The following is a 20,778-nucleotide window of genomic DNA, read 5'->3' on the forward strand; positions in this document are numbered from 1 at the left end:
ACTGTTTCATGTATACAACCCAGGTGCGCAAGTGATTCGGCGAGTTTGACTGAACCTTTTACGACACCTGTTACGACCCGGGGGTCAGAGTCACCGGGTACCGCAGGTCCCCGGCCGGTACGTCGTGGTCGCCGAGCGCGACGGCCATCAGGTTGGGGCCGTCGTACTCCGGATGGTGGATACCGAACTCAGTAGCCTGCCGGAATCCGAACCGCGGGTAATACGTATCGTGACCGAGCACCACGACCGCGCGCTCACCACGAGTACGCGCTGTCGCCAACGCGGCCTCGACGGCCGCCGTACCGGCCCCTTGCCGTTGGTACTTCGGGAGCACGGCGACCGGTCCGAGGGACAGCACCGGTACGTCGTCGACGTGACAGCGGGTGAGGAGCGCATAGGCGACCGGCCGATCATCGACCGTCGCGACCAGCGAGAGACCGGGGATCCATGCGACGGACGACGCACGATGCGCATCGAGGAAGTCGACTTCGAACTGGCGGCCGAAGGCGTCGCGGGTCAGTGCACGCAGCGTTTCGATGTCGGACTGAGTCTCGACACGAGTGTTCCAGGAGAACTGGGACAACGGAGTTTCCTTCCGGAAGACGAGTGGATGAACTGCAGGACACAGGGCGCTGCCGGACATGCCGCAGCGCGCGATCGCGCGGTCATCAACTCACCTCCTCCGAATTCGTGACCAACTTTAACGCAGGGTGACGCGTCTATCCCAGCGCAACGGTCATCACAATTCGCCGCCGAGGGCGGCTGGACGAGGGGATTCCAGTGAACGTTGGCTCGGGGAACAGCAACGGTCTCGGCAAGTGGAGACGATACGCCGTGGGGGCGGGCGCGGTCGCCGCGCTGCTGACGACTGCCGCGTGCGGAGCGGCCGATGCGTCGGAGGGGCGTAAGCCGTCCGAGCTGCAGAGCACCACGACCTCGGCGAGCACGGCGCCGTCATCGATCGCAACACCATCGGCGAGCACGACGAGCACGACTGCCTCGGCGCGCCCCAGCAAGCCGACGACCGTGACGAAGGCGACCGAGTCGAAGAAGCCCGCCGACTCGAGCGTCGAACTGTGCGGCATGGCGGATCTGAGGTTCACCGTCACCGACTACGACGCACCGGGCGAAGCGGTCCAGCACCTGATGCTCGTGGCCACCAACACCAGCGCCACGAAGTGCGAGGTCGCGAACTACCCGGAGGTCACGCTCGGGAACGCCCAGGGTCCGGCGCCGGTCAAGGCGGGGGCCGACTCCGGCGAGGTGGTCACCCTCGCTCCTGGGGAGAAGGCGTACGCCGGGGTGCGCACCTTCGGCGGCAAGCAGGACACCTACACCGTGAAGTTCATCGCGGTCGGCCTCGGCAGCCCCGGCGGTGAGGCCCCGGCGCCGAAGCCCGTGCGGGTGAAGATGCCCGTCACCTCGTTCGAGGCCGACGACGGCCAGCGCGTCAGCTCCTGGGCCGGCACCGAGGGCATGGCGATGCGTCCCATCACCGACTTCTGATGTGTGGCCTGAGTTCGACGAGCCTCCAGCTCAGGCCACTACCAGTCGATGACGAGCGGGTCCTTGGACGGCGGGCCCGCCGGCGACCAGGTGCCGTCGACGATCCGGTACGGGTGCCAGCGGCCGTGGCGGTCGAGCCTGAGCTGAGTGTCGGAGCCGAGCGTCAGTTGGTTGGCTGACGTACTGATGGTCAGGTCGTCGTCCGCGGCGAGCAGCTCGGTCCGCGCGCGGTTCAGCTCGGCCGCCTCGGGCGTCCAGGTGTGTTCCAGTACGTCGAGACCGGGCGCGCCGCCGTACCGCCAGGCTTCGATGCCGGGGGCAAGGTTCCGGCCGGTGGACTCGGTCAGTGCGGCGACCAGTTCGGGGAAGTCGGTCGCGAGGCGGACCGAGTCCTGCCATTCGTCGAGCGGCTGCGGCTCGGCGGTGCCGTGCAGGAGCGCGTTCAGGATCGAGCGCGCTCGGCGGGCGGCGTCGAGCACCAGCAACTGCAGAACCTGCGGACCGAAGCCGTCGGGTGGTTCGATCCCCGAGACCGCGAGATCGTCCGGAGCGACCTTCGCCGGGAGCTCTGGCGGTTCGGGCAGCTCAGCGGGAGTCTCGGACAGAACGTCGGCGACCGAGACGCCGGCTTCCTCGACAGGATGGGTGGACGCGGCCTGCAGATCGTCGAGGAGGGTCTCACGGGTGCGGCCGCGGACCAACAGCAGGACGAACGGGTCGGCGTCGAGGAGCCAGGCGACCTGGTAGCAGAGGGCGGCCGCATGCTGGCAGGGGAGTTCCCAGGCGTCGCACGTACAGCTCGGGTCGAGATCGCCGATGCCCGGCAGCAGTGTGACGCCGGCGTCGGATGCGGCCTCGACCAGGTTGTGCGGCATCTCGCCGTCGAGCAACGCGGCGATATGACCGGCACGCGCGGCGACCTGCTCCTGGAACCGGCGCCAGTCGTCGTCGCTGAGCACGTCGACCTGCACGACGGACTCGTAGGTGTCCTCGGGGGAGTAGACGGTGGCCGCGATCCGGCCCGGGCTGATCGTGATGGTGCCGACCTGGCCCGAGTTCGCGTACTGGCGGCCCTTGCGGAGCTGCCCGTTGTCCAGCGAGGTGTCCTCCAACGCCTGAACCCACGCGCGAGCCCACCAGGACCGCCCTCGGGTGCTGCGTCGTTGTGCCGCGAACGCGGGAAAGCCTTGGACGTCGCTCATCGCGCACCTGCCCGCAGCTGGACGAGGTCGGCGAGCTCGGTGTCGGAAAGCTCGGTCAGCGCCGCCTCACCACCGGACAGCACGGCCTCGGCCAGCTCTCGCTTCGTCGCGAGCATGCCGGCGATCCGGTCCTCGATGGTGCCCTCGGCAATCAATCGGTGCACCTGGACGGGCCGGGTCTGGCCGATCCGGTACGCCCGGTCGGTCGCCTGGTCCTCGACGGCAGGGTTCCACCAGCGGTCGAAGTGCACGACATGGTCGGCGCGGGTCAGGTTCAGCCCGGTGCCCGCCGCCTTCAACGACAGCAGGAACACTCGCACCTCACCAGCCTGGAAGCGATCCACCATCTCCTCGCGCCGCGGCACCGGTGTGCCGCCGTGCAGCAGTTGGGTCGGGATGCCGCGGTCGGCCAGGTGCCGCTCGAGCAGGCGCGCCATCGCGACGTACTGCGTGAAGACGAGCACCGCTCCGTCCTCGGCGACGATGGTCTCGAGGAGTTCGTCGAGGAGCTCGAGTTTGCCGGAGCGGCCGGCGAGGCGGGCGTCGCCGGGCTCCTTCAGGTACTGCGCCGGATGGTTGCAGATCTGTTTGAGCCCGGTCAGGAGCTTCACGATCAGCCCGCGGCGCGCCATCCGATCGCTCGCGCGCACCTCGTCCATCAGCTCGCGAACCGTTGCCTCGTACAACGCGACCTGCTCCCGCGTCAGCGACACGGGTTGGTCGGTCTCGGTCTTCGGCGGCAGCTCCGGCGCGATGCCGGGATCCGACTTGCGGCGGCGGAGCAGGAACGGGCGCACGAGCTTTGCCAGCCGGGCCGCGACCTCTTCGTCCTTGTCCGCCTCGATCGGCGTCGCCCACTGGTTCCGGAAGCTGCCGAGCCGCCCGAGCAGGCCAGGCGTCGTCCAGTCGAGAATCGCCCACAACTCGGAGAGGTTGTTCTCCACCGGAGTACCGGTCAGGGCGACCCGCGCCGGTGCCGGGACGGTCCGCAGCGCCTTCGCCGTACCGGACGTCGGGTTCTTCACGTGTTGCGCCTCGTCGGCCACGACGAGGCCCCACCGATGATCGGCCAGCCGTACCGCGTCGCGCCGCAGCGTGCCGTACGTCGTCAGCACGAACCCGTCGTGTGCCTCGTCGAGCGAGCGGGACGTGCCGTGGAAGCGCCGTACCGGAGTGCCGGGCGCGAACCGTTGGACCTCGCGCTCCCAGTTGCCGAGGAGTGAGGCCGGACAGACCACGAGCGTCGGGCCGGCGGTGTCTGTGGACTCTTGGCGGTGCAGGTGGAGGGAGATCAGGGTGATCGTCTTGCCGAGGCCCATGTCGTCCGCGAGGCAGCCGCCGAGGCCGAGCGACGTCATCCGGGACAGCCAGCGGAGTCCACGGAGCTGGTAGTCGCGCAGGGTCGCCTTGAGGCCCGCCGGTGCTTCGATCGGTTCGTCGGCGCGGTCGGGGTCGGCGATCCGGGCGCGGAGATCGTCGAGCCACTTCGTCGGCGTGACGGTGATCTGCCGGCCGTCGACGTCGGCGGTGCCGGTGAGCGCGGCGCCCAGGGCGTCGATGGCCGTGACAGGTTTGAGGATGCGTTCGCGGGCCTTGCGGGCCAGCTCGGGGTCGATGAGCATCCACTGGTCGCGAAGGCGGACAACCGGACGGGTGGCTTCGGCGAGCTGGTCGAGCTCGGCCTCGGTCAGCGGATCGTCGCCGAGGGCAACCTGCCAGCTGAAGTCGAGCGTCTTCGTGCCGGCGAAGAATCCGGGCAGGTCACTAGGTGGCCCGTCCGCCGAGGTGATCGCCGCACGGGCCTTGAGCGCGCGGCCGAGGCTGCGCGGCCAATGCAGGTCCACGCCGGCCGCCGTCAACCGCTGCGCCGACCCGGCGAGCAGGTCCGCGACCTCTTCGTCCGCCAAGTCCATCCGATCCGGTACGGCGGAGTCGAGCAGGCGACCGAGTGGCGCCCAGACCCGCGCCGCACGCCGGATCGCCAGGGTGGCGTCGATCCGGGCACGCGGTCCGAAACCGGGAACGTCCTCGGCCCAGACGTCGTCGGCGTCGCGCACGAGCGTCGGGTCCTTGAGGCTGTGCAGCTGGACGGCGGCGCTGAACGCCAGCGCCTCGGTCATGTCGATCCGCAGCGAGATCCGCACTCCGGTGTCGAGACCGGCAGAGACCTCGTCCGCCCAGGTCCGGAGCCGGTCGGCGCGTTGCGGCGCGGTCGCGGTGAACAGGTTCGTCCGGTGTGCCTTCGCGGCGGCCGGCGATCGGGGCATCCCGTCGGCCACCGCATCCAGGAACTCCCGCACGACATCCTCGGCTACGGGAAGTCGTACCTCGTCTCCTGGAAGCGGAAGCGCGCGGGCCGAGGCGGGCATCGACTCGGCGAGGGTGAGGACACGCGTGATGTCGGCCGGGTCCAGTGGGCCGACGCGCCAGGCGTCGTGGCCGGTGGGGGAGACGCCGGGGAGGAGCTTGCCCCGGGCAACCAGCTGAAGAGCGACGAGCGACGCCCCGCCCCAGAAGGCTGCCGACGGATGCGACCCTGGCGCACGCCGCATCCGCCCGAGGACGGGCACGGCATCAGCGACCGGCAACTGGATCGCCGGCACCTGCTGGAGCCGACCGTCGACGACCAGGTGCAGGTCCACCTGCTCTCCCACACCCAGGGGGAGCGGGTCACCCGAGGGATCCCAGAAGGCGATCTGGCCTGTTCGTGGTGGATCGGCCGGCTGGAAGACCACCGCGTATCCAGCCAGCTCGTGCCCCGTGCCCACCAACCCGGCAACCTCCTACTCGATGAATGAAACGTCAGACCGGCATCAGACCGGAACGGTCTCGGTCCCGGGTTGTTCGAACTGCGTCCGGTAGAGCTCCTCGTACCGCCCGCTCGCCGCGAGCAGCTCCGCGTGCCGGCCGCGCTCCACGATCCGCCCGGCCTCGATGACCAGGATCTGATCGGCGGCCCGGATCGTCGACAACCGGTGCGCGATGACGACTGCGGTCCGGCCCGCCAAGGCTTCGGTGAGCGCCGCCTGGACCGCCGCTTCGTTGGTGGAGTCGAGTGCCGCGGTCGCCTCGTCGAGGATCACCACTCGGGGCTGCGCGAGCAGCAACCGGGCGATCGTCAACCGCTGCCGCTCGCCACCCGACAAGCGGTACCCGCGCTCGCCGACCACGGTGTCCAGTTCATCCGGCAGCGATCGGATCAGCTCACCGAGCCGCGCCCGCTCGAGGGCGTCCCAGAGGTCGTCCTCCGAGGCCTCGGGACGCGCGAGCAGCAGGTTCTCCCGGATCGAGTCGTGGAACAGGTGCCCGTCCTGGGTGACCATCCCGAGGGTCTCCCGCAACGACTCCGCCGACACGTCGCGGACGTCGACCCCCGCGAGCTTCACCGCGCCCGAGTCCACGTCGTACAGCCGGGGGATGAGTTGCGCGATCGTCGATTTTCCGGCGCCGGACGAGCCGACGAGCGCGACCATCTGGCCGGGCTCGGCCCGGAACGAGACCTCGTGGAGCACCTCGACACCGCCGCGGGTGTCCAGCTTCGCGACCTCTTCGAGCGACGCCAGCGAGACCTTGTCGGCCGACGGGTACGCGAAGCTGACGTCGGCGAACTCGACTGCCACCGGCCCCTCGGGCACCCGTCCCGCGTCCGGCTTGTCCTTGATCAGCGGCTCGAGGTCGAGCACCTCGAAGACGCGCTCGAAGCTCACCAGCGCCGTCATCACCTCGAGCCGCGCACTCGCCAGGGCCGTCAGGGGTGAGTACAATCGGGTCAGCAGCAGCGCCATCGACACGACCGCGCCGGCGTCGAGCTGATCCCGCAGCGCCAGGAACCCGCCGAGCCCGTAGACGACAGCCAGGGCCAAGGCCGATACGAGCGTCAGCGCGGTGACGAAGATCCACTGCACCATCGCGGTCCGTACGCCGATGTCGCGCACCCGCCGCGCCCGCACCGCGAACTCCGTCGACTCCCGCGCCGGCCGCCCGAACAGCTTCACCAGCGTCGCGCCCGGCGCGGAGAACCGCTCGGTCATCTGGGTGCTCATCGTCGCGTTGTAGTTCGCCGCCTCCCGCTGCAGACCGGCGAGTCGTGCGCCGATCCGTCGCGCCGGGATGACGAAGATCGGCAGCAGGATCAGCGCGAGCAGCGTGATCTGCCACGAGACCCGCAGCATCACCACGAGCGTGAGGACGAGCATCACCAGGTTGCTGACCACGCCCGACAAGGTGTCGCTGAACGCTCGCTGCGCGCCGATCACGTCGTTGTTGAGCCGGGAGACGAGCGCGCCGGTCCGGGTCCGGGTGAAGAAGGCGATCGGCATCCGCTGGATGTGGTCGAACACCGCGGTCCGCAGATCGAGGATCAGGCCCTCACCGATCTGCGCCGACAGCCAGCGCGTGAGCATGCTCAGCCCGGCCTCGGCGATCGCGATCACCGCGATCAGCAGGGAGAGCCGCAGTACGACCTCGAAGGCCTTGCCGCCGACGATGGCGTTGACGACGTTGCCGGCCAGGATCGGTGTCGCGACCGCGAGCACGGCCGCGCCGATGCTCAGGAACAGGAACCAGATCAGCTGGGTCCGGTGTGGGCGCGCGAAGGCGAGGATCCGCCGGAGCGTCGCCCGGGAGAAGGGGCGTTTGTCGTCCTGGGCGTGCATCGCGTGATAGAGCGAGTTCCACGCGGTCATTTCCATACTCACGGCAGTGCTCCGCTGATTCGATCGGCTGGGGTCGTCGATGATTCCGGACACCACCGACAAATCCTGAAGCTAGAACCTCTACTTAACTCGAGGTCAACTGCGTACACTGTACGAAGAATAGCCGATCGATCAGGATCACGCACATGAATCAGGAGCACAGCGGCAGCGGCGACCCGGCCAAGAGTCTCGAGTTGCTCTGGCGCCGCCGGCCGCAGTCGACCCGCGGGCCGCGGCCGGCCCTGAACGTCGACCAGATCGTCGAGGCGGCGCTGCGAGTGGCTGACGCCGAGGGGCTGGCCGCGATGTCGATGCGCCGGGTCGCCGACGAGCTCGGCGTCGGCGCGATGACGCTGTACCGCTACGTCCCGGGCAAGGGTGAGCTCCTCGACGTCATGCTCGACACCGTGTACGGCGAGCTGCCGCGGCGCGCCGTACCGGGGGACTGGCGCGCAGCGCTCGAAGAGGTCGCGCGGGAGAACCGGGAGCTGTACCTGCGTCACCCGTGGCTGCTCCAGGTGGCGACCAGCCGGCCACCGCTCGGGCCGAACGTGATGGCGAAGTACGAGTGGGAACTGTCCGCGGTCGAGGGGATCGGGCTGACGGATGTGGAGATGGACGCGACGGTCGCGCTCGTCAACGGCTTCGTGCACGGCGCGGTGCGGACGGACGTGGAAGCGCGGCAGGTGATCCAGCGGTCCGGGATGACCGACAAGGAGTGGTGGCTGGCGCACGTCCCGCACCTGGATCAGATCTCCGACCTGGCGAAGTTCCCGCTCGCGGCCCGGGTCGGGACCACCGTCGGGAATGAGTTCGACGCCCCGTACGATCCCGATCACGCGTTCGAATATGGTCTGCAGCGGGTCCTGGACGGCGTGTTCGCGCTGGTCGCGAACCGGTCTACGCCGGAGAGCTGAATGCAGTTGTGAGTGAGTACTCACTCAGTTACCTTTGATCTCGTGAGTCCACGAGCAACCCCATTGCCCCCCGAGGAGCGGCGCGCCGCGATCGTCGAGGCCGCGCTGCCGTTGCTGGAGGAGTTCGGTCCGGAGGTCAGCACCAAGCAGATCGCCGAGGCCGCCGGTATCGCCGAGGGCACCATCTTCCGGGCGTTCGGGAGCAAGGACGCGCTGATCGAGGCCGCGCTACGAACCGCGTTCGACTCCGCACCGCTGACCGAGATGCTCCGGCGGATCCACCCGGAGCTGGAGCTGCGGGACCGGATGGTCGCCGCGGTCGACGCGCAGCAGAGCCGGCTGCGCGGTGTCTTCAAGCTGATGTTCGCGCTCCGGATGGCGCGCCCGCCGTCCTGGAAGCCGTCACCCGAGGACGAGGCCCGGCGGAAGGCCGACATCGAGGCCGCGGAGAAGCTGTTCGCCGACCTGATCCGCCCGGACGCCGATCAATTGCGGTTCACCCCCGAGCAGGTCGTCCGCCGGATCGCGATGATCACGTTCTCCGCCACTCACCCACTGATTTCCGGCGGTCAGGTGCTGACCGCGGAGGAGATCGTCGACTTCGCCCTCGACGGTGTCCGCGCGCACGAGCACCCGGCCACCGGAGGGCCTGCCGAGTACGCGCTCGGCGGGACCCACCGTCACAACTCTGGGGATGATTGATGTTACTTCGCGTCTTGCGTACGCACCTGCGTCCGTACGCAGGCAACCTGTCCCTGGTGGTCGTCCTGCAACTGATCGGGACGATCGCTTCCCTCTACCTGCCGAGCCTGAACGCCGACATCATCGACAACGGTGTGGCCAAGGGCGATACCGGCTACATCATGAGCACCGGCGGCTGGATGCTGGCGGTCAGCCTGCTGCAGATCGCCTGCACGGTGACGGCGGTGTACTTCGGTGCGAAGACGGCCGCCCTGTTCGGGCGCGACGTCCGTGCCGCGGTCTTCCACCGGGTCGGGGAGTTCTCCGCCCGTGAGGTGAACCAGTTCGGCGCACCGACGCTGATCTCGCGCAGCACCAACGACGTACAGCAGATCCAGATGCTGGTCGTGATGACCACGACGATGCTGGTCGCCGCGCCGATCACGATGGTCGGCGGCGTGATCATGGCGATCCGCGAGGACGTCGGACTGTCCTGGCTCGTCGCGGTCGCCGTACCGCTGCTGGCCGGCTGTGTCGGCTTCATCGCCAGCCGGATGGTGCCGCAGTTCCGGAAGATGCAGAAGAACATCGACGGGGTGAACCGGGTGCTGCGCGAGCAGATCTCCGGGATCCGGGTGGTCCGGGCGTTCGTCCGCGAGCCGCATGAGGTCGAGCGCTTCGGCGAGGCCAACCAGAACCTGACCGACACCGCGATCCGGGCCGGCCGGCTGATGGCGCTGGTGTTCCCGACCGTGATGCTGATCCTGAACGTGTCCAGCGTGGCGGTGCTGTGGTTCGGCGCCTCCAGGATCGAGAACGGGACGATGGAAGTCGGCGCGCTGACCGCGTTCCTGAGCTACCTGATCCAGATCCTGTTCTCGGTGATGATGGGCGTGTTCGTGATGATCATGGTGCCGCGGGCCTCGGTCTGCGCGGACCGGATCTCCGAGGTGCTGGACACCGACTCGTCGGTGCGGCCGCCGGCCACGCCGATCACCACCTTCACCGGGCGCGGGCAGCTCGTCTTCGAGCACGCCTCGTTCCAGTACCCGGGCGCCGCCGAGCCGGTACTGCGGGACATCAGCTTCGTCGCCTCGCCGGGCCAGACGACCGCGATCATCGGGAGCACCGGCGCCGGTAAGACGACGCTGCTCTCGCTGGTACCGCGGCTGTTCGACGCGACCGAGGGACGGGTGCTGGTGGACGGGATCGACGTCCGCGAGATCGAGCCCGAGGCCTTGTGGGAGCGCATCGGGCTGGTACCGCAACGCCCGTACCTGTTCTCCGGGACGGTCGCGAGCAACCTGCGGTACGGCAACCCGGACGCGACCGACGAAGAGCTGTGGACGGCGCTGGAGATCGCCCAGGGCAGGGACTTCGTCGAGGCGATGCCGGAAGGGCTGAACGCGCCGATCGCGCAAGGCGGCACGAACGTCTCCGGCGGCCAGCGGCAGCGGCTCGCGATCGCGCGGGCGCTGGTCCGGAAGCCGGAGATCTACCTGTTCGACGACTCGTTCTCGGCACTCGACCTCTCGACCGACGCCCGGCTGCGGGCCGCGCTGCGCCCGGTCACCCGGGACGCGTGCATGGTGGTCGTCGCGCAACGTGTGTCGACGATCATCGACGCCGACCAGATCATCGTGATCGAGGACGGCGCGATCGTCGGCAAGGGCACCCATGACGAGTTGCTCGACACGTGCCCGACGTACCTCGAGATCGTCGAGTCCCAGCGATCCGCGGAGGAGGCGGCATGAGCGACGAACAGAAGCCGTCCCCGAACGGTCAGGGTCCTGGTGACGGCCAGACGCCGGTGAATGGTCAGGCGCCGGTGAACGGTCAGGCGGCTGCGGACGGTCAGGCCGCGAAGACGGTCAAGGCGACGGAGCGGCCGACGACCGGTCGTGGGTTCGGCCCGCCCGGAGGTATTCCGGGGGACAAGTCGCTGAACTTCCTGCCGTCGGCGAAGCGCCTGCTCGGCCGGCTGCGGCCGCACCGCGCGCAGGTCGCCGTCGTCGTTCTGCTCGCGATCGGCAGCGTCGGACTGTCGGTGCTCGGTCCGAAGATCCTCGGTCGCGCGACCGACATCATCTTCGCCGGCGCGATCGGCAAGCACCTGCCGGGCGGCATGTCCAAGGCACAGGTCATCGAGCAGACCCGGGCGTCCGGCAACGGCCGGCTCGCGGACCTGCTCCAGGGGATCGACCTGATCCCGGGCGTCGGCATCGATTTCGATGCCCTGCGCAACGTTCTGCTCGGGGTGCTGGCGCTGTACGCCGGCGCGTTCTTCCTCTCCTGGGCGCAGGGGTACATCCTGAACGGCGTCGTACAGCGGACCATCATGGCGCTGCGGGCCGATGTCGAGGACAAGCTGAACCGGCTGCCGTTGAGCTACTTCGACGGTGCACCCCGCGGAGAGCTGCTCAGCCGGGTGACGAACGACATCGACAACATCTCCACCAGCCTGCAGCAGACGCTGAGTCAGCTGCTCACCTCACTGCTGACGGTGATCGGCGTGATCACGATGATGTTCGTGATCTCGCCACTGCTGGCGCTGATCGCGCTCGTCACCATCCCGATCTCGATGGTGCTGACGGCCGTGATCGCGAAACGGTCGCAGGTCCGGTTCGTAGCCCAGTGGCGGCACACCGGGGCGCTGAACGGCCAGATCGAGGAGGCGTTCACCGGGCACGAGCTGGTGAAGGTCTTCGGCCGGCAGAAGGAGATCGAGGCGAGCTTCGCCGCGAAGAACGACGAGCTGTACAAGGCCGCGTTCGGGGCACAGTTCATCTCCGGTCTGATCATGCCGCTGATGATGTTCATCGGGAACGTCAACTACGTCGTGATCGCGGTCATCGGTGGGTTGAAGGTCGCGTCCGGCACGATGTCGCTGGGCGACGTCCAGGCCTTCATCCAGTACTCGCGGCAGTTCACCCAGCCGCTGACCCAGGTCGCCTCGATGGCGAACCTGTTGCAGTCGGGTGTGGCGTCGGCCGAGCGCGTGTTCGAAGTGCTGGACGCCCAGGAGCAGGTGCCGGACGACGCGACGCCGGAGAAGGTGACCAACGCGCGGGGCCGGGTCGAGTTCGAGCACGTGTCGTTCTCGTACGACCCGGACAAGCCGCTGATCACCGACCTCAGCCTGGTCGCCGAGCCCGGTCAGACGGTCGCGATCGTCGGTCCGACCGGTGCCGGGAAGACCACGCTGGTCAACCTGATCATGCGGTTCTACGAGCTGAACGGCGGCCGGATCACGCTCGACGGTGTGGACATCACCGAGCTGACCCGGCACGACCTCCGGTCGCGGATCGGGATGGTGCTGCAGGACACCTGGCTGTTCGGCGGCACGATCCGGGACAACCTCCTCTACGGCAACCTGGACGCCACCGAGGAGGACATGCTGGCCGCGGCGAAGGCGACGTACGTCGACCGCTTCGTGCACAGCCTGCCGGACGGCTACGACACGGTCATCGACGAGGAAGGCAGCAACGTCAGCGCCGGTGAGAAGCAGCTGCTCACCATCGCCCGCGCGTTCCTCGCCGACCCGCAGTTGCTGATCCTGGACGAGGCGACGAGCTCGGTCGACACGCGCACGGAGGTCCTGGTGCAGCGCGCCATGGCCGCCCTGCGCTCCGACCGTACGAGCTTCGTGATCGCCCACCGCCTGTCCACCATCCGCGACGCCGATCTGATCCTGGTCATGGAGAACGGCGCGATCGTCGAACAGGGCAACCACAACGAGCTCCTGGCCGTCGACGGTGCGTATGCCCGCCTCTACAACGCCCAGTTCAGCGGCGCGGTGGTAGACATCGACGAGGAGGCCGCCGCCATGGCACCCCCGACACCCACCCCAGCCGGCCGCCCGATGGCCCGCTGACCGCACCACCGGAGAACGGGGACGCCACCACGGCGTCCCCGTTCCACTGCCTGTGGACAACTTCAACGGGCGCTCGTCGGAGACGCAGCAGGGGAGAGATCGGCGCTCGTGGGCCTGAGCAGTCCGGCCAACGGCACGATCCAGAGCTTCTGCGCGGGGTGAGCAGGGGGCGGTTGTCGGCGCGGCTGCGGGAGCCCCGGGTGCGGGAGGGTGTGAAGGTGATGAACCTGAGGGCAGTACGGGACCTCGCGCACGATGTCGCCGTACTGCGTGATGCCGGAGGCAACTACCGCGGGCGGCTGGACGACGGAGCGGCCCGGTATCGCGGCGAGATCCGTGCCTGGATCAGTGGCGGACCGACCGATCCACGGCTGGCCGAGTTCCTCGACTCGTTCGTGTACCGGTCCGACAACCGGCAGGTGGAGGCGCTGCAGAACACGTTGGACCGGGCGCGGGTGCCGGAACGGGACCGCCCACCGATCTGGGCCGCGTACGAGCAGTGTGGGAGCGACGGCGACAAGCGTGTGTTCGTCGAGAATGTGTTCAACGCGATGCGGAGGGGTTCAGGTGGCGATGGGCGAGGACGACGAGATGGATCCCATGGACGAGTGGATGGCACTCGCCGGGACGGCCGCGAGCTTTGAGGATCTCGACGACGCCGAGGGACCGCTGATCATCGGTGGACCGCCGCCGCCCCTCGGGCCGCCGGCGATCGCGAGGGCGCCGATGATCATTGACACCGATGCCGGTGGGGATCCTGACGATGCGGTGGCGTTGGTGGTGGCGGCGCGGACGGTGCCTGAGCTGGCGTTGGTGGTGACGAGCGACGAGTACGACGGCGAGCGTGCACGGTTCGTGCGGTGGCTGCTCGATCTGGCGGGGCGACCGGATGTCCGGGTGGTCGCGGGGTCCGATGTGGGGAACCGGCGGGGGTTTGTCGTCGGCGGGATGTGCCCGGCGGACGTACCGCGGCAGGACCCTGACGTGGTGGGTGTGATCGAGGAGGTGTGCGCGGGGATCGAGGGGCGGATCCGGTGGGTCGGCCTGGGGCCGTTGTCGAATCTCGCGCACGTGCAGCGGGAGGAGCCGTTGCTGATCCCACGGTTCGTGGTCACGCAGATGGGTGGGGCGATCAACTATCGGGACCCGTCGCGGGCCGAGCACAACTTCCGGGTGGATCCCGAGGCCGCGATCCGGATGGTGCCGGAGCTCGGGCTGTGGAGTCCGACGTTCGTGCTGTCGGACGTGACCTTCAACCCGGCGATGGAGATCACCCGCGAATCCGCGCTCTACCAGCGCTGGGGCCGCCCGGACGCCCATCCGTGGGAGCGGGTACTGCGCGAACACTTCGACCGGTGGATGGCGAAGTACCCCTCGATGCAGCACGACTCGCTGACACTGGCGGCGGCGATGCTCTGGCCAGGTGTGCGGTTCGACCGCGAGAACGTCGTGCTCGACGACATCGCGCGGATGAGCCTGGCTGCCGACGGCACCGAGATCTCGATGTCCACCTCGGCCGATTACACCGCCTTCATGCGCTGGCTGACCGAAGCCCTGAGCTGAGGCGCCACTAGCAGGTTGTTCGACGGCTGGCGGGTTACAACCAGCCAGCCGTCGAACAGGCCGTCAGCGGGCGAGGCGGCGTACCGCGAGTTCGGCCAGTAGAGCGGCGCCGTCGGGGAGGACGGAGTCGTCGAAGTCGGCCAGCGGTGAGTGGTTGTCGGCGGCCGCGTCCGGGTCGTGGCTCGCGCAGGCGCTCAGGTTCACATACACGCCGGGGACCTCCTGCAGGATGTAAGAGAAGTCCTCGGCGCCACAGCGCGGGTTCGCGCGTTGCCGGAACCGGTCGGCGCCGAACAGATCGACGATCGTCTCCCGCGCGAACTCGTACTCCGCCTCGTCGTTCACCGTCACCGGATACCCGATCTGGTACTCCGCCTCGACCGCCAGCCCGTGGGCGGCCGCCATCGACTCGACCAGCCGGATCGACGACTCCTGCACCTTCGCCCGCGTCTTCTCGGAGAACGTCCGCACCGTCGCGTCGAACACCGCGTCGTCCGGGATGATGTTCTCCTTCGTGCCGCCGGCGATCCGCCCCACGGTCAGCACGACCGGGTCGAACACGTCGAACTGCCGGGTGATCATCGTCTGCAGCGCGGTCACCATCTCGCACAGCACCGGGATCGGGTCCTTGCCACGGAACGGCGTCGACCCGTGGGTCCCCTCGCCGATCACCCGGACGTGCAGCTGGTCGGCCGCCGCCATGAACGACCCCGGCCTGCTGCTCCACATCCCGAGCGGCTGCGACGACGCCCCGACATGCAGCCCGTACGCCGCATCCGCGCGCCGGCCCGCCGCGTCGAGCACCCCCTCGCGGATCATGATCGGCGCCCCGCCGCTGGTCTCCTCGCCCGGCTGGAACATGAACACCACGTCACCGGCGAGCTCGTCCCGCAGCGCACACAGAACCTTGGCCGCACCGACGAGACCCGCGACGTGCAGGTCGTGTCCGCAGGCGTGCATCATCCCCGGATGCCGCGACGCGAACGGTACGTCGGTCCGCTCGGTCACCGGCAGCGCGTCCATGTCACCACGCAGCAGTACGACGGGACCCGGCCGGCGCCCGCCCCGCAGTACCGCGGTCACCGACGACAGCTCCTTGCCGAGCGTGATCTCCAGCGGCAGCCCGTCCAGCGCGTCGAGAATCAGCCGCTGCGTCTTCGGCAGGTCCAGGTCGTACTCCGGCACCTGATGCAACGCCCTGCGCAGGGTCACCACCTCGTCGCGGAACTGCTCCGCGAGCTCACGTGTGCGGCTCATGCCTTCGGTCCCAGGTTCAGCGCGGACATCACCCGTTGCGCGCTGCCGCCGAGCTCGAGCAGCTCGACGAGGTCCAGCCAGCGCTCCGGGTCCTTGATCTCGTGCGGGATCGTGGCGTCGTACGTGCCGACCGGGGCGTCCTTCGCCACCGCGACCACCTTCGGCGCGACGTCGAGGTAGTCGGAAGCGGCGACGATCTTCTTCTTCACCCCAGGCGCCATCGGCGTACTCGGGTCGGCCGCCGCGGCGCGGATCGCGTCCAGGTCGCCGTACGCCGTGACCAGCGAAGCGGCCGTCTTCTCGCCGACGCCCTTCACCCCGGGCAGGCCGTCGGAGGCGTCACCGCGGAGCGTGGCGAAGTCGGCGTACCGCTGGGCGGGGATCTCGTACTTCGCGAGCAGCGCCTGCTCGTCGTACACGTCCGCCCGTCCGACGCCGCGCGCCGCCGTGTAGACGACGCGGATGCCGCGGCTGTCGTCGATCAGCTGGAACAGGTCGCGGTCGCCGGTGACGACGTCGACCGGCATCGTCGCCTGGTGCGAGAGGGTGCCGATCACGTCATCGGCCTCGTGGTCCGGCGCGCCGACGACGGCGATCCCGAGCGCCTCCAGGCAGGCGCGGATGTACGGCACCTGCACCTCGAGCCGGTCCGGCACGTCCTCGACCTGCTCACCCTTGGGCGTCACGAACTCGACCCGCTGCGCCTTGTACGACGGGATCAGCGCGACCCGCCAGGACGGGCGCCAGTTGTCGTCCCAGCACGCCACCAGATGGGTCGGCCGGTGGTTCTCGGCCAGCCGGGCGATGAAGTCGAGCAGACCGCGGATCGCGTTGGTCGGCGTACCGTCGGCGGCCTTCATCGTGTCCGGCACCCCGAAGAACGCGCGGAAGTACAAGGACGCCGTGTCGAGCAGCATCAGCCGCTGTCCTGTCTCAGCCATAGGGCGATGCTTTCATGCCCGGCCGTCTCGGCAGTAGGGTCTTCAGGATGGAGGACCTGGACCGAAAGATCGTCGGGCTGCTCGCGACCGACGGCAGGATGAGCTTCACCGACCTTGGCAAGGCGACCGGCCTGTCCACGTCGGCCGTGCACCAGCGGGTGAAGCGCCTCGAGCAGCGCGGCATCATCCAGGGGTACGCCGCCAACGTCGACCACACCGCGCTCGAGCTGCCGCTGACCGCGCTGATCTCGATCCGGCCGATCGACCCGTCGCAACCGGACGACTCACCGGAGCGGCTCCGCGACGTCCGCGAGATCGAGTCCTGCTACTCGGTGGCCGGCGACTCCAGCTACGTCCTCGTGGTCCGGGTCGCGTCCCCGGCCGCGCTGGAGAACCTGCTGGCCGTGATCCGGGCCCGGGCGAACGTGTCGACGACGACCACGATCGTCCTGAGCACGCCGTACGAGCGCCGTCCCCCGGCGCTGTGAAGGTACTGCTGAGCGACCTGTTCAGCACGCTGATCCCGGGCGGTGACTCCGAGCGGGACGTGGTGAACTCGCGGATGGGCGAGCTGCTCGGGGTCGATCCGGTCGAGTTCCAGCGGGCCTTCGACGCGGCGGCGTACGAGCGTTTCATCGGCGCGTACGGCGACCTGCCGGCGACGCTGCGGCTGATCGCGGAGAGTTGCGGGGGAGCGCCGACCGACGAACAGGTGCAGGAGGCAACGAGTCTGCGCCGGACGCTGTCCCAGCGTCTGCTCGCCGCGGCGCCGGCGACGACCCTCAGCACCTTGGCCGCGTTCCGGGCTGCCGGGTGGCGGATCGGTCTGGTCAGTAACATCACCGCCGAGACGCAACTCCAGTGGCAGCAGAGCCCGCTGGCGCCGTACTTCGACGCGACGGCCTTCTCCGCCGAGGTCGGCGCGGCGAAACCCGAGCCCGCCATCTACCTCACCGCCTGCGCCGCGCTCGGCGCACACCCCACCGACTGCGTCTACGTCGGTGACGGCCGCGACAACGAACTCTCCGCCGCGGCCGCCCTCGGCATGCACACCATCCGGACCCTCGAGCACGCCAACAGCGCCCCCGCCTGGTCCGGACCCTCCATCAGGTCGTACGCCGACCTCCGCGACCTCTTAACGCCCTGACGACGAGGTTGGGGAGAATTCCTGCCCGATTCGGGTAGGAGATCCTCCCCAACCGACCCGTGTCAGTAACCGCAGTGGCGGGGCTGAACGCGGTCTTCGGTGCGGCTGACCACCAGTACTCGTAGTTCTTCGCGGCGTTCGGGGTGAACGACGCGGCTTGCGGGGCCTTGGCTCCGGCGGTGAGGTACTTCGCGAGGCTGGTCGCGGCCGCTTGCGGAGCGGCGGCCAGACGGGTGGTATCTGTTGCCGCGTGCATCTATCTGGTGGCGGGGAGTTGGTTGCGGGAAGTTGCAACCTTCGGTGCCACCCCCTGCAGATGTGGCACCGAAGGCGGTTCGGTCAGTTGATGTCGAGGAGTTTCTGGGCCTCGGCGGCTTCGCGGGAGGCGGCGGCGCGGGCCTCGGCCTCGGCGAGGGTGGTGCCGGCGTGCCGGCGCCACCAGTCCTGGCCCTCGGTCGGCAGGGTGTCGATCGGGTCGTAGTACTCGTACGTGCGGTTCAGCGCCTCCGGGTCCTGCTGCTCGATCCCGGTGCGGTAGTTCTTCTTCCAGTACGAGATGCCGCGAACCTCGTCGTACTCCGACAACTGGTGCACCCAGCGCTTGCCGACGTACGGCACGTCGCAGACGATCCGCGGCGTGGCGAACCCGGGGAGGTACCCGAGGATCCCGTGCTGGAGATGCTGCGCGTCCTTCACCGAGACCCGCCAGTGCTCGGAGAACGGGATCATGTCGCACATGTAGAAGTAGTACGGCGTGATGTTCGCCCCGTCGAGCAACGCGAAGCACAGGTCGAGGAGCTGCGGGATCGAGTCGTTGACGCCGCGCATCAGCACGCCCTGGTTGCGGACGTCGCGGAGGCCGGCCTCGAGCATCGCCTTGGAGGCCTCGGCGACCAGCGGGGTGACGGACTGGGCGGCGTTCACGTGAGTGTGCATCGCGAGCATCACGCCGCGGCTGCGGGCGATCGACGCGACGCGTTCCACACCGGACAGGACGTCGGCGGACAGCCAGTGCTGCGGCATCCCCATCAGCGCCTTGGTGGCGAGCCGGATGTCGCGGATGTTCTCGATCTCCAGCAGGCTCATCAGGAACGCCTCGAGCCGCGGCCACGGCATGTTCGCCACGTCGCCGCCGGACACGACGACGTCCCGGACACCCGGCGTACGGCGCAGGTAGTCGAGCATGTCGTCGAGCCGGGTCTGCGGCTTCGCGACGAACTTCAGCTTGTCGATCACCGGCGTCGAGTTGCCGACCAGGTCCATCCGGGTGCAGTGCCCGCAGTACTGCGGACACGTCGGCAGGATCTCCGCGAGCACCTTGGTCGGATAGCGGTGGGTCAACCCCTCCGTGGCCCACATCTCGTGTTCGTGCAGCGAGTCCCGCGTGGCGTGCGGGTGCGACGGCCAGTCGGTACGCCGGTCGCTGAACACCGGCAGCATGTACCGCCGGACCGGGTCGGCGTAGAACGCCTCGGTGTAGTCGGCCGCTCCCGAAGGAACGATCGTGTTCAGCATCTGCGGCGGCAGCAGCATCGACATCGTCGCGCGCTCGGCCTGGTCGCGGGTGAGGTCCTCGTAGAACCGCTCCTCGAGCAGGTCGCCCATCACGTCCCGCAGCTGCTTCACGTTCTTCACGCAGTGCGACCGCTGCCACTGCACCGAGCGCCACTCCGCGGCCGTCACGTCCTTCCAGCCGGGCAGCCGGGTCCAGTCCGGTTCGGCCAGTTCGGCGCGCCGGTACAGGTACGGCTGGCCGTCGCCGGGCTCGGAGGAACGAGCCAGCTCCGGGGTGATCAGGTCGGTCACAGGTCCTCCGCGGGGGATTCAAGTGATGCGGTCTCATGTGAGGATAGCGATAGAACTTCCCCTAGATCCAACAGTACGCCGAAAGAATTCTCGTCCCGACGCAGTTTGAGTAGTATTTTGCCTGACCGCACAGAGGAGGCCCCGTGTCATCGAGCCCGGTAGGACTGCACCGCGTACTCGCGCCGTCCGGCGTACTGCCGCAGGCGGCGGAGAAACTCGACGCACGTCCCGAGATCTGGCCCGACGAGGTCCGCATCGCGGTCGAGCGGCTGAACCTGGACGCCGCGTCGTACCGTCAGCTGGCGGAAACGCACGGTGGCGACGGTGCGGCGATCCGCCGCGCGGTCCTGGAGATCATCGAGACCCGCGGCAAGATGCAGAACCCGGTGACGGGCTCGGGCGGCATGCTCGTCGGGGTCGTCGACGAGGCGGGTCCGGAGTCACCGCTCGGAGTACGCAAGGGTGACCGCGTCGCGACGCTGGTGTCGCTGACGCTGACCCCGTTGCGGATCACCGACGGCTTGAAGGACTGGGACGGCCGGAGCGAGCAGGTCCCGGCGCGGGGGCACGCGATCCTGTTCGCCCGGTCGATCGTCGCCAAGCTCCCGGACGACCTGAAGCCGGAGCTGTCGCTGGCTGTGATGGACGTGTGCGGCGCGCCGGCGCTGACCGCGCGCGTGGTGCGTTCGTATGTCGACAAAGGCACAAAGCCTGTCGTGTCAGTAATTGGCGGCGCAGGGAAGTCGGGCTCGCTGTCACTGGCCGCGGCGCGGGCCGCCGGCGCCGCGCGGACGATCGGCGTGGTGCCGTTCCAGGCCGAGCACGACCGGCTGACCGACGCCGGGCTCGCGGACGTGGTCGGGCTGGCCGACGCCCGCGATCCGGTCGCGCTGGCGCAGGCGGTCGAGCAGGCCGGGGGACCCGCGGACATCACCGTTGTCTGCGTCGACGTACCGGGGTGTGAGCACGGCGCCGTGCTGTCGACAGCGGCCGGCGGCACGGTGATCTTCTTCTCGATGGCGACATCGTTCTCCGCGGCGGCACTCGGCGCGGAAGGTCTCGCGGCGGACGTGACGATGCTGGTCGGCAACGGGTACGTGCCCGGCCATGCGGAGTACGCACTGGAACTGTTGCGGGCCGAGCCGGGTGTCCGTGGTCTGTTCGAGAACAGGCTGGCGGAGGATTAGCCC

Annotated in this window: 17 protein-coding genes; 10 read left to right on the top strand and 7 right to left on the bottom strand. The window is 69.0% G+C overall.

The annotated features are described in order from the left end of the window. Positions 1-70 precede the first annotated feature (70 nt). On the bottom strand, positions 71-583 hold the full coding sequence (locus ACFYRH_RS25000; RefSeq protein WP_387779850.1) for a GNAT family N-acetyltransferase: 513 nt from the start codon (positions 581-583) through the stop codon (positions 71-73). Positions 584-780: 197 nt separating this feature from the next. Here ACFYRH_RS25000 and ACFYRH_RS25005 point away from each other — a divergent pair, with 197 nt between their 5' ends. Continuing rightward, positions 781-1,506 (top strand): DUF4232 domain-containing protein, encoded by a 726-nt coding sequence (locus tag ACFYRH_RS25005; RefSeq protein ID WP_387779853.1) that lies wholly within the window; start codon positions 781-783, stop codon positions 1,504-1,506. Positions 1,507-1,544: 38 nt separating this feature from the next. On the opposite strand, the gene ACFYRH_RS25010 is transcribed toward ACFYRH_RS25005, so the two are convergent. From ACFYRH_RS25010 to ACFYRH_RS25020, 3 genes are all read right to left on the bottom strand, one after another. After that, on the bottom strand, positions 1,545-2,708 hold the full coding sequence (locus tag ACFYRH_RS25010; RefSeq protein ID WP_387779856.1) for an SWIM zinc finger family protein: 1,164 nt from the start codon (positions 2,706-2,708) through the stop codon (positions 1,545-1,547). Beyond that, a complete protein-coding gene (locus ACFYRH_RS25015) occupies positions 2,705-5,350 on the bottom strand; it encodes a DEAD/DEAH box helicase (protein ID WP_387779859.1) in 2,646 nt (881 codons plus the stop codon). Before ACFYRH_RS25015 ends, ACFYRH_RS25010 begins: the two co-directional genes overlap by 4 nt. Positions 5,351-5,521: 171 nt before the next feature. Further along, positions 5,522-7,399: an ABC transporter ATP-binding protein gene (locus ACFYRH_RS25020; protein WP_387780669.1), complete on the bottom strand. Its 1,878-nt coding sequence runs from the start codon at positions 7,397-7,399 to the stop codon at positions 5,522-5,524. Between the two features lie 149 nt (positions 7,400-7,548). Between ACFYRH_RS25020 and ACFYRH_RS25025 the strand changes: the two genes are divergently transcribed. The 6 genes from ACFYRH_RS25025 (at position 7,549) to ACFYRH_RS25050 (ending at position 14,437) form a co-directional block, all read left to right on the top strand. Further along, positions 7,549-8,319: a TetR/AcrR family transcriptional regulator gene (locus ACFYRH_RS25025; protein WP_387779862.1), complete on the top strand. Its 771-nt coding sequence runs from the start codon at positions 7,549-7,551 to the stop codon at positions 8,317-8,319. A 42-nt stretch (positions 8,320-8,361) separates the two neighbouring features. Next, a complete protein-coding gene (locus ACFYRH_RS25030; RefSeq protein ID WP_387779865.1) occupies positions 8,362-9,021 on the top strand; it encodes a TetR/AcrR family transcriptional regulator in 660 nt (219 codons plus the stop codon). Further along, complete coding sequence (locus tag ACFYRH_RS25035; protein WP_387779868.1) at positions 9,021-10,754, top strand: ABC transporter ATP-binding protein; 1,734 nt, start codon at positions 9,021-9,023, stop codon at positions 10,752-10,754. Before ACFYRH_RS25030 ends, ACFYRH_RS25035 begins: the two co-directional genes overlap by 1 nt. After that, entirely contained in the window at positions 10,751-12,874 is a 2,124-nt protein-coding gene (locus tag ACFYRH_RS25040; RefSeq protein ID WP_387779871.1) for an ABC transporter ATP-binding protein, read from the top strand. The genes ACFYRH_RS25035 and ACFYRH_RS25040 overlap by 4 nt, the downstream gene beginning before the upstream one ends. A 221-nt stretch (positions 12,875-13,095) precedes the next feature. Then, the gene (locus tag ACFYRH_RS25045) at positions 13,096-13,518 is read left to right on the top strand and encodes a hypothetical protein (RefSeq protein WP_387779874.1); all 423 of its coding nucleotides are present in this window, start codon (positions 13,096-13,098) and stop codon (positions 13,516-13,518) included. Beyond that, positions 13,475-14,437 carry a nucleoside hydrolase gene (locus ACFYRH_RS25050; protein WP_387779877.1) on the top strand — a complete coding sequence of 321 codons (963 nt, stop codon included), beginning with the start codon at positions 13,475-13,477 and terminating at the stop codon, positions 14,435-14,437. The genes ACFYRH_RS25045 and ACFYRH_RS25050 overlap by 44 nt, the downstream gene beginning before the upstream one ends. 63 nt (positions 14,438-14,500) lie before the next feature. Here the strand turns inward: ACFYRH_RS25050 and ACFYRH_RS25055 are convergent, their stop codons facing one another. Both ACFYRH_RS25055 and ACFYRH_RS25060 read right to left on the bottom strand, forming a co-directional pair. Continuing rightward, a complete protein-coding gene (locus tag ACFYRH_RS25055; RefSeq protein WP_387779880.1) occupies positions 14,501-15,694 on the bottom strand; it encodes a M20 family metallopeptidase in 1,194 nt (397 codons plus the stop codon). Then, the gene (locus tag ACFYRH_RS25060) at positions 15,691-16,611 is read right to left on the bottom strand and encodes a 5'-3' exonuclease H3TH domain-containing protein (RefSeq protein ID WP_387780672.1); all 921 of its coding nucleotides are present in this window, start codon (positions 16,609-16,611) and stop codon (positions 15,691-15,693) included. Before ACFYRH_RS25060 ends, ACFYRH_RS25055 begins: the two co-directional genes overlap by 4 nt. A 71-nt stretch (positions 16,612-16,682) precedes the next feature. Here ACFYRH_RS25060 and ACFYRH_RS25065 point away from each other — a divergent pair, with 71 nt between their 5' ends. Together ACFYRH_RS25065 and ACFYRH_RS25070 are read left to right on the top strand one after the other, a co-directional pair. Then, the gene (locus ACFYRH_RS25065; protein WP_387779883.1) at positions 16,683-17,123 is read left to right on the top strand and encodes an Lrp/AsnC family transcriptional regulator; all 441 of its coding nucleotides are present in this window, start codon (positions 16,683-16,685) and stop codon (positions 17,121-17,123) included. Next, the gene (locus ACFYRH_RS25070) at positions 17,120-17,782 is read left to right on the top strand and encodes an HAD family hydrolase (RefSeq protein WP_387779886.1); all 663 of its coding nucleotides are present in this window, start codon (positions 17,120-17,122) and stop codon (positions 17,780-17,782) included. The genes ACFYRH_RS25065 and ACFYRH_RS25070 overlap by 4 nt, the downstream gene beginning before the upstream one ends. Positions 17,783-18,121: 339 nt before the next feature. Here ACFYRH_RS25070 and ACFYRH_RS25075 read toward each other — a convergent pair whose 3' ends face one another. Further along, entirely contained in the window at positions 18,122-19,588 is a 1,467-nt protein-coding gene (locus ACFYRH_RS25075; protein WP_387779889.1) for a KamA family radical SAM protein, read from the bottom strand. A gap of 143 nt (positions 19,589-19,731) precedes the next feature. On the opposite strand from ACFYRH_RS25075, the gene ACFYRH_RS25080 reads away from it, so the two are divergent. Continuing rightward, positions 19,732-20,775 carry an L-erythro-3,5-diaminohexanoate dehydrogenase gene (locus ACFYRH_RS25080; RefSeq protein WP_387779892.1) on the top strand — a complete coding sequence of 348 codons (1,044 nt, stop codon included), beginning with the start codon at positions 19,732-19,734 and terminating at the stop codon, positions 20,773-20,775. Positions 20,776-20,778: the final 3 nt, after the last annotated feature.

This window comes from Kribbella sp. NPDC004875 (assembly GCF_042873375.1).
Taxonomy (GTDB): Bacteria; Actinomycetota; Actinomycetes; order Propionibacteriales; family Kribbellaceae; genus Kribbella.

Bases quoted from the DNA above. Each gene is read 5' to 3' on its own strand.
- ACFYRH_RS25020 (WP_387780669.1), bottom strand. From the start codon at position 7,399: ATGGAAATGACCGCGTGGAACTCGCTCTATCACGCGATGCACGCCCAG.
- ACFYRH_RS25065 (WP_387779883.1), top strand. From the start codon at position 16,683: ATGGAGGACCTGGACCGAAAGATCGTCGGGCTGCTCGCGACCGACGGC.
- ACFYRH_RS25055 (WP_387779880.1), bottom strand. From the start codon at position 15,694: ATGAGCCGCACACGTGAGCTCGCGGAGCAGTTCCGCGACGAGGTGGTG.
- ACFYRH_RS25040 (WP_387779871.1), top strand. From the start codon at position 10,751: ATGAGCGACGAACAGAAGCCGTCCCCGAACGGTCAGGGTCCTGGTGAC.
- ACFYRH_RS25050 (WP_387779877.1), top strand. From the start codon at position 13,475: ATGGACGAGTGGATGGCACTCGCCGGGACGGCCGCGAGCTTTGAGGAT.
- ACFYRH_RS25025 (WP_387779862.1), top strand. From the start codon at position 7,549: ATGAATCAGGAGCACAGCGGCAGCGGCGACCCGGCCAAGAGTCTCGAG.
- ACFYRH_RS25010 (WP_387779856.1), bottom strand. From the start codon at position 2,708: ATGAGCGACGTCCAAGGCTTTCCCGCGTTCGCGGCACAACGACGCAGC.
- ACFYRH_RS25045 (WP_387779874.1), top strand. From the start codon at position 13,096: ATGAACCTGAGGGCAGTACGGGACCTCGCGCACGATGTCGCCGTACTG.
- ACFYRH_RS25060 (WP_387780672.1), bottom strand. From the start codon at position 16,611: ATGCTGCTCGACACGGCGTCCTTGTACTTCCGCGCGTTCTTCGGGGTG.
- ACFYRH_RS25035 (WP_387779868.1), top strand. From the start codon at position 9,021: ATGTTACTTCGCGTCTTGCGTACGCACCTGCGTCCGTACGCAGGCAAC.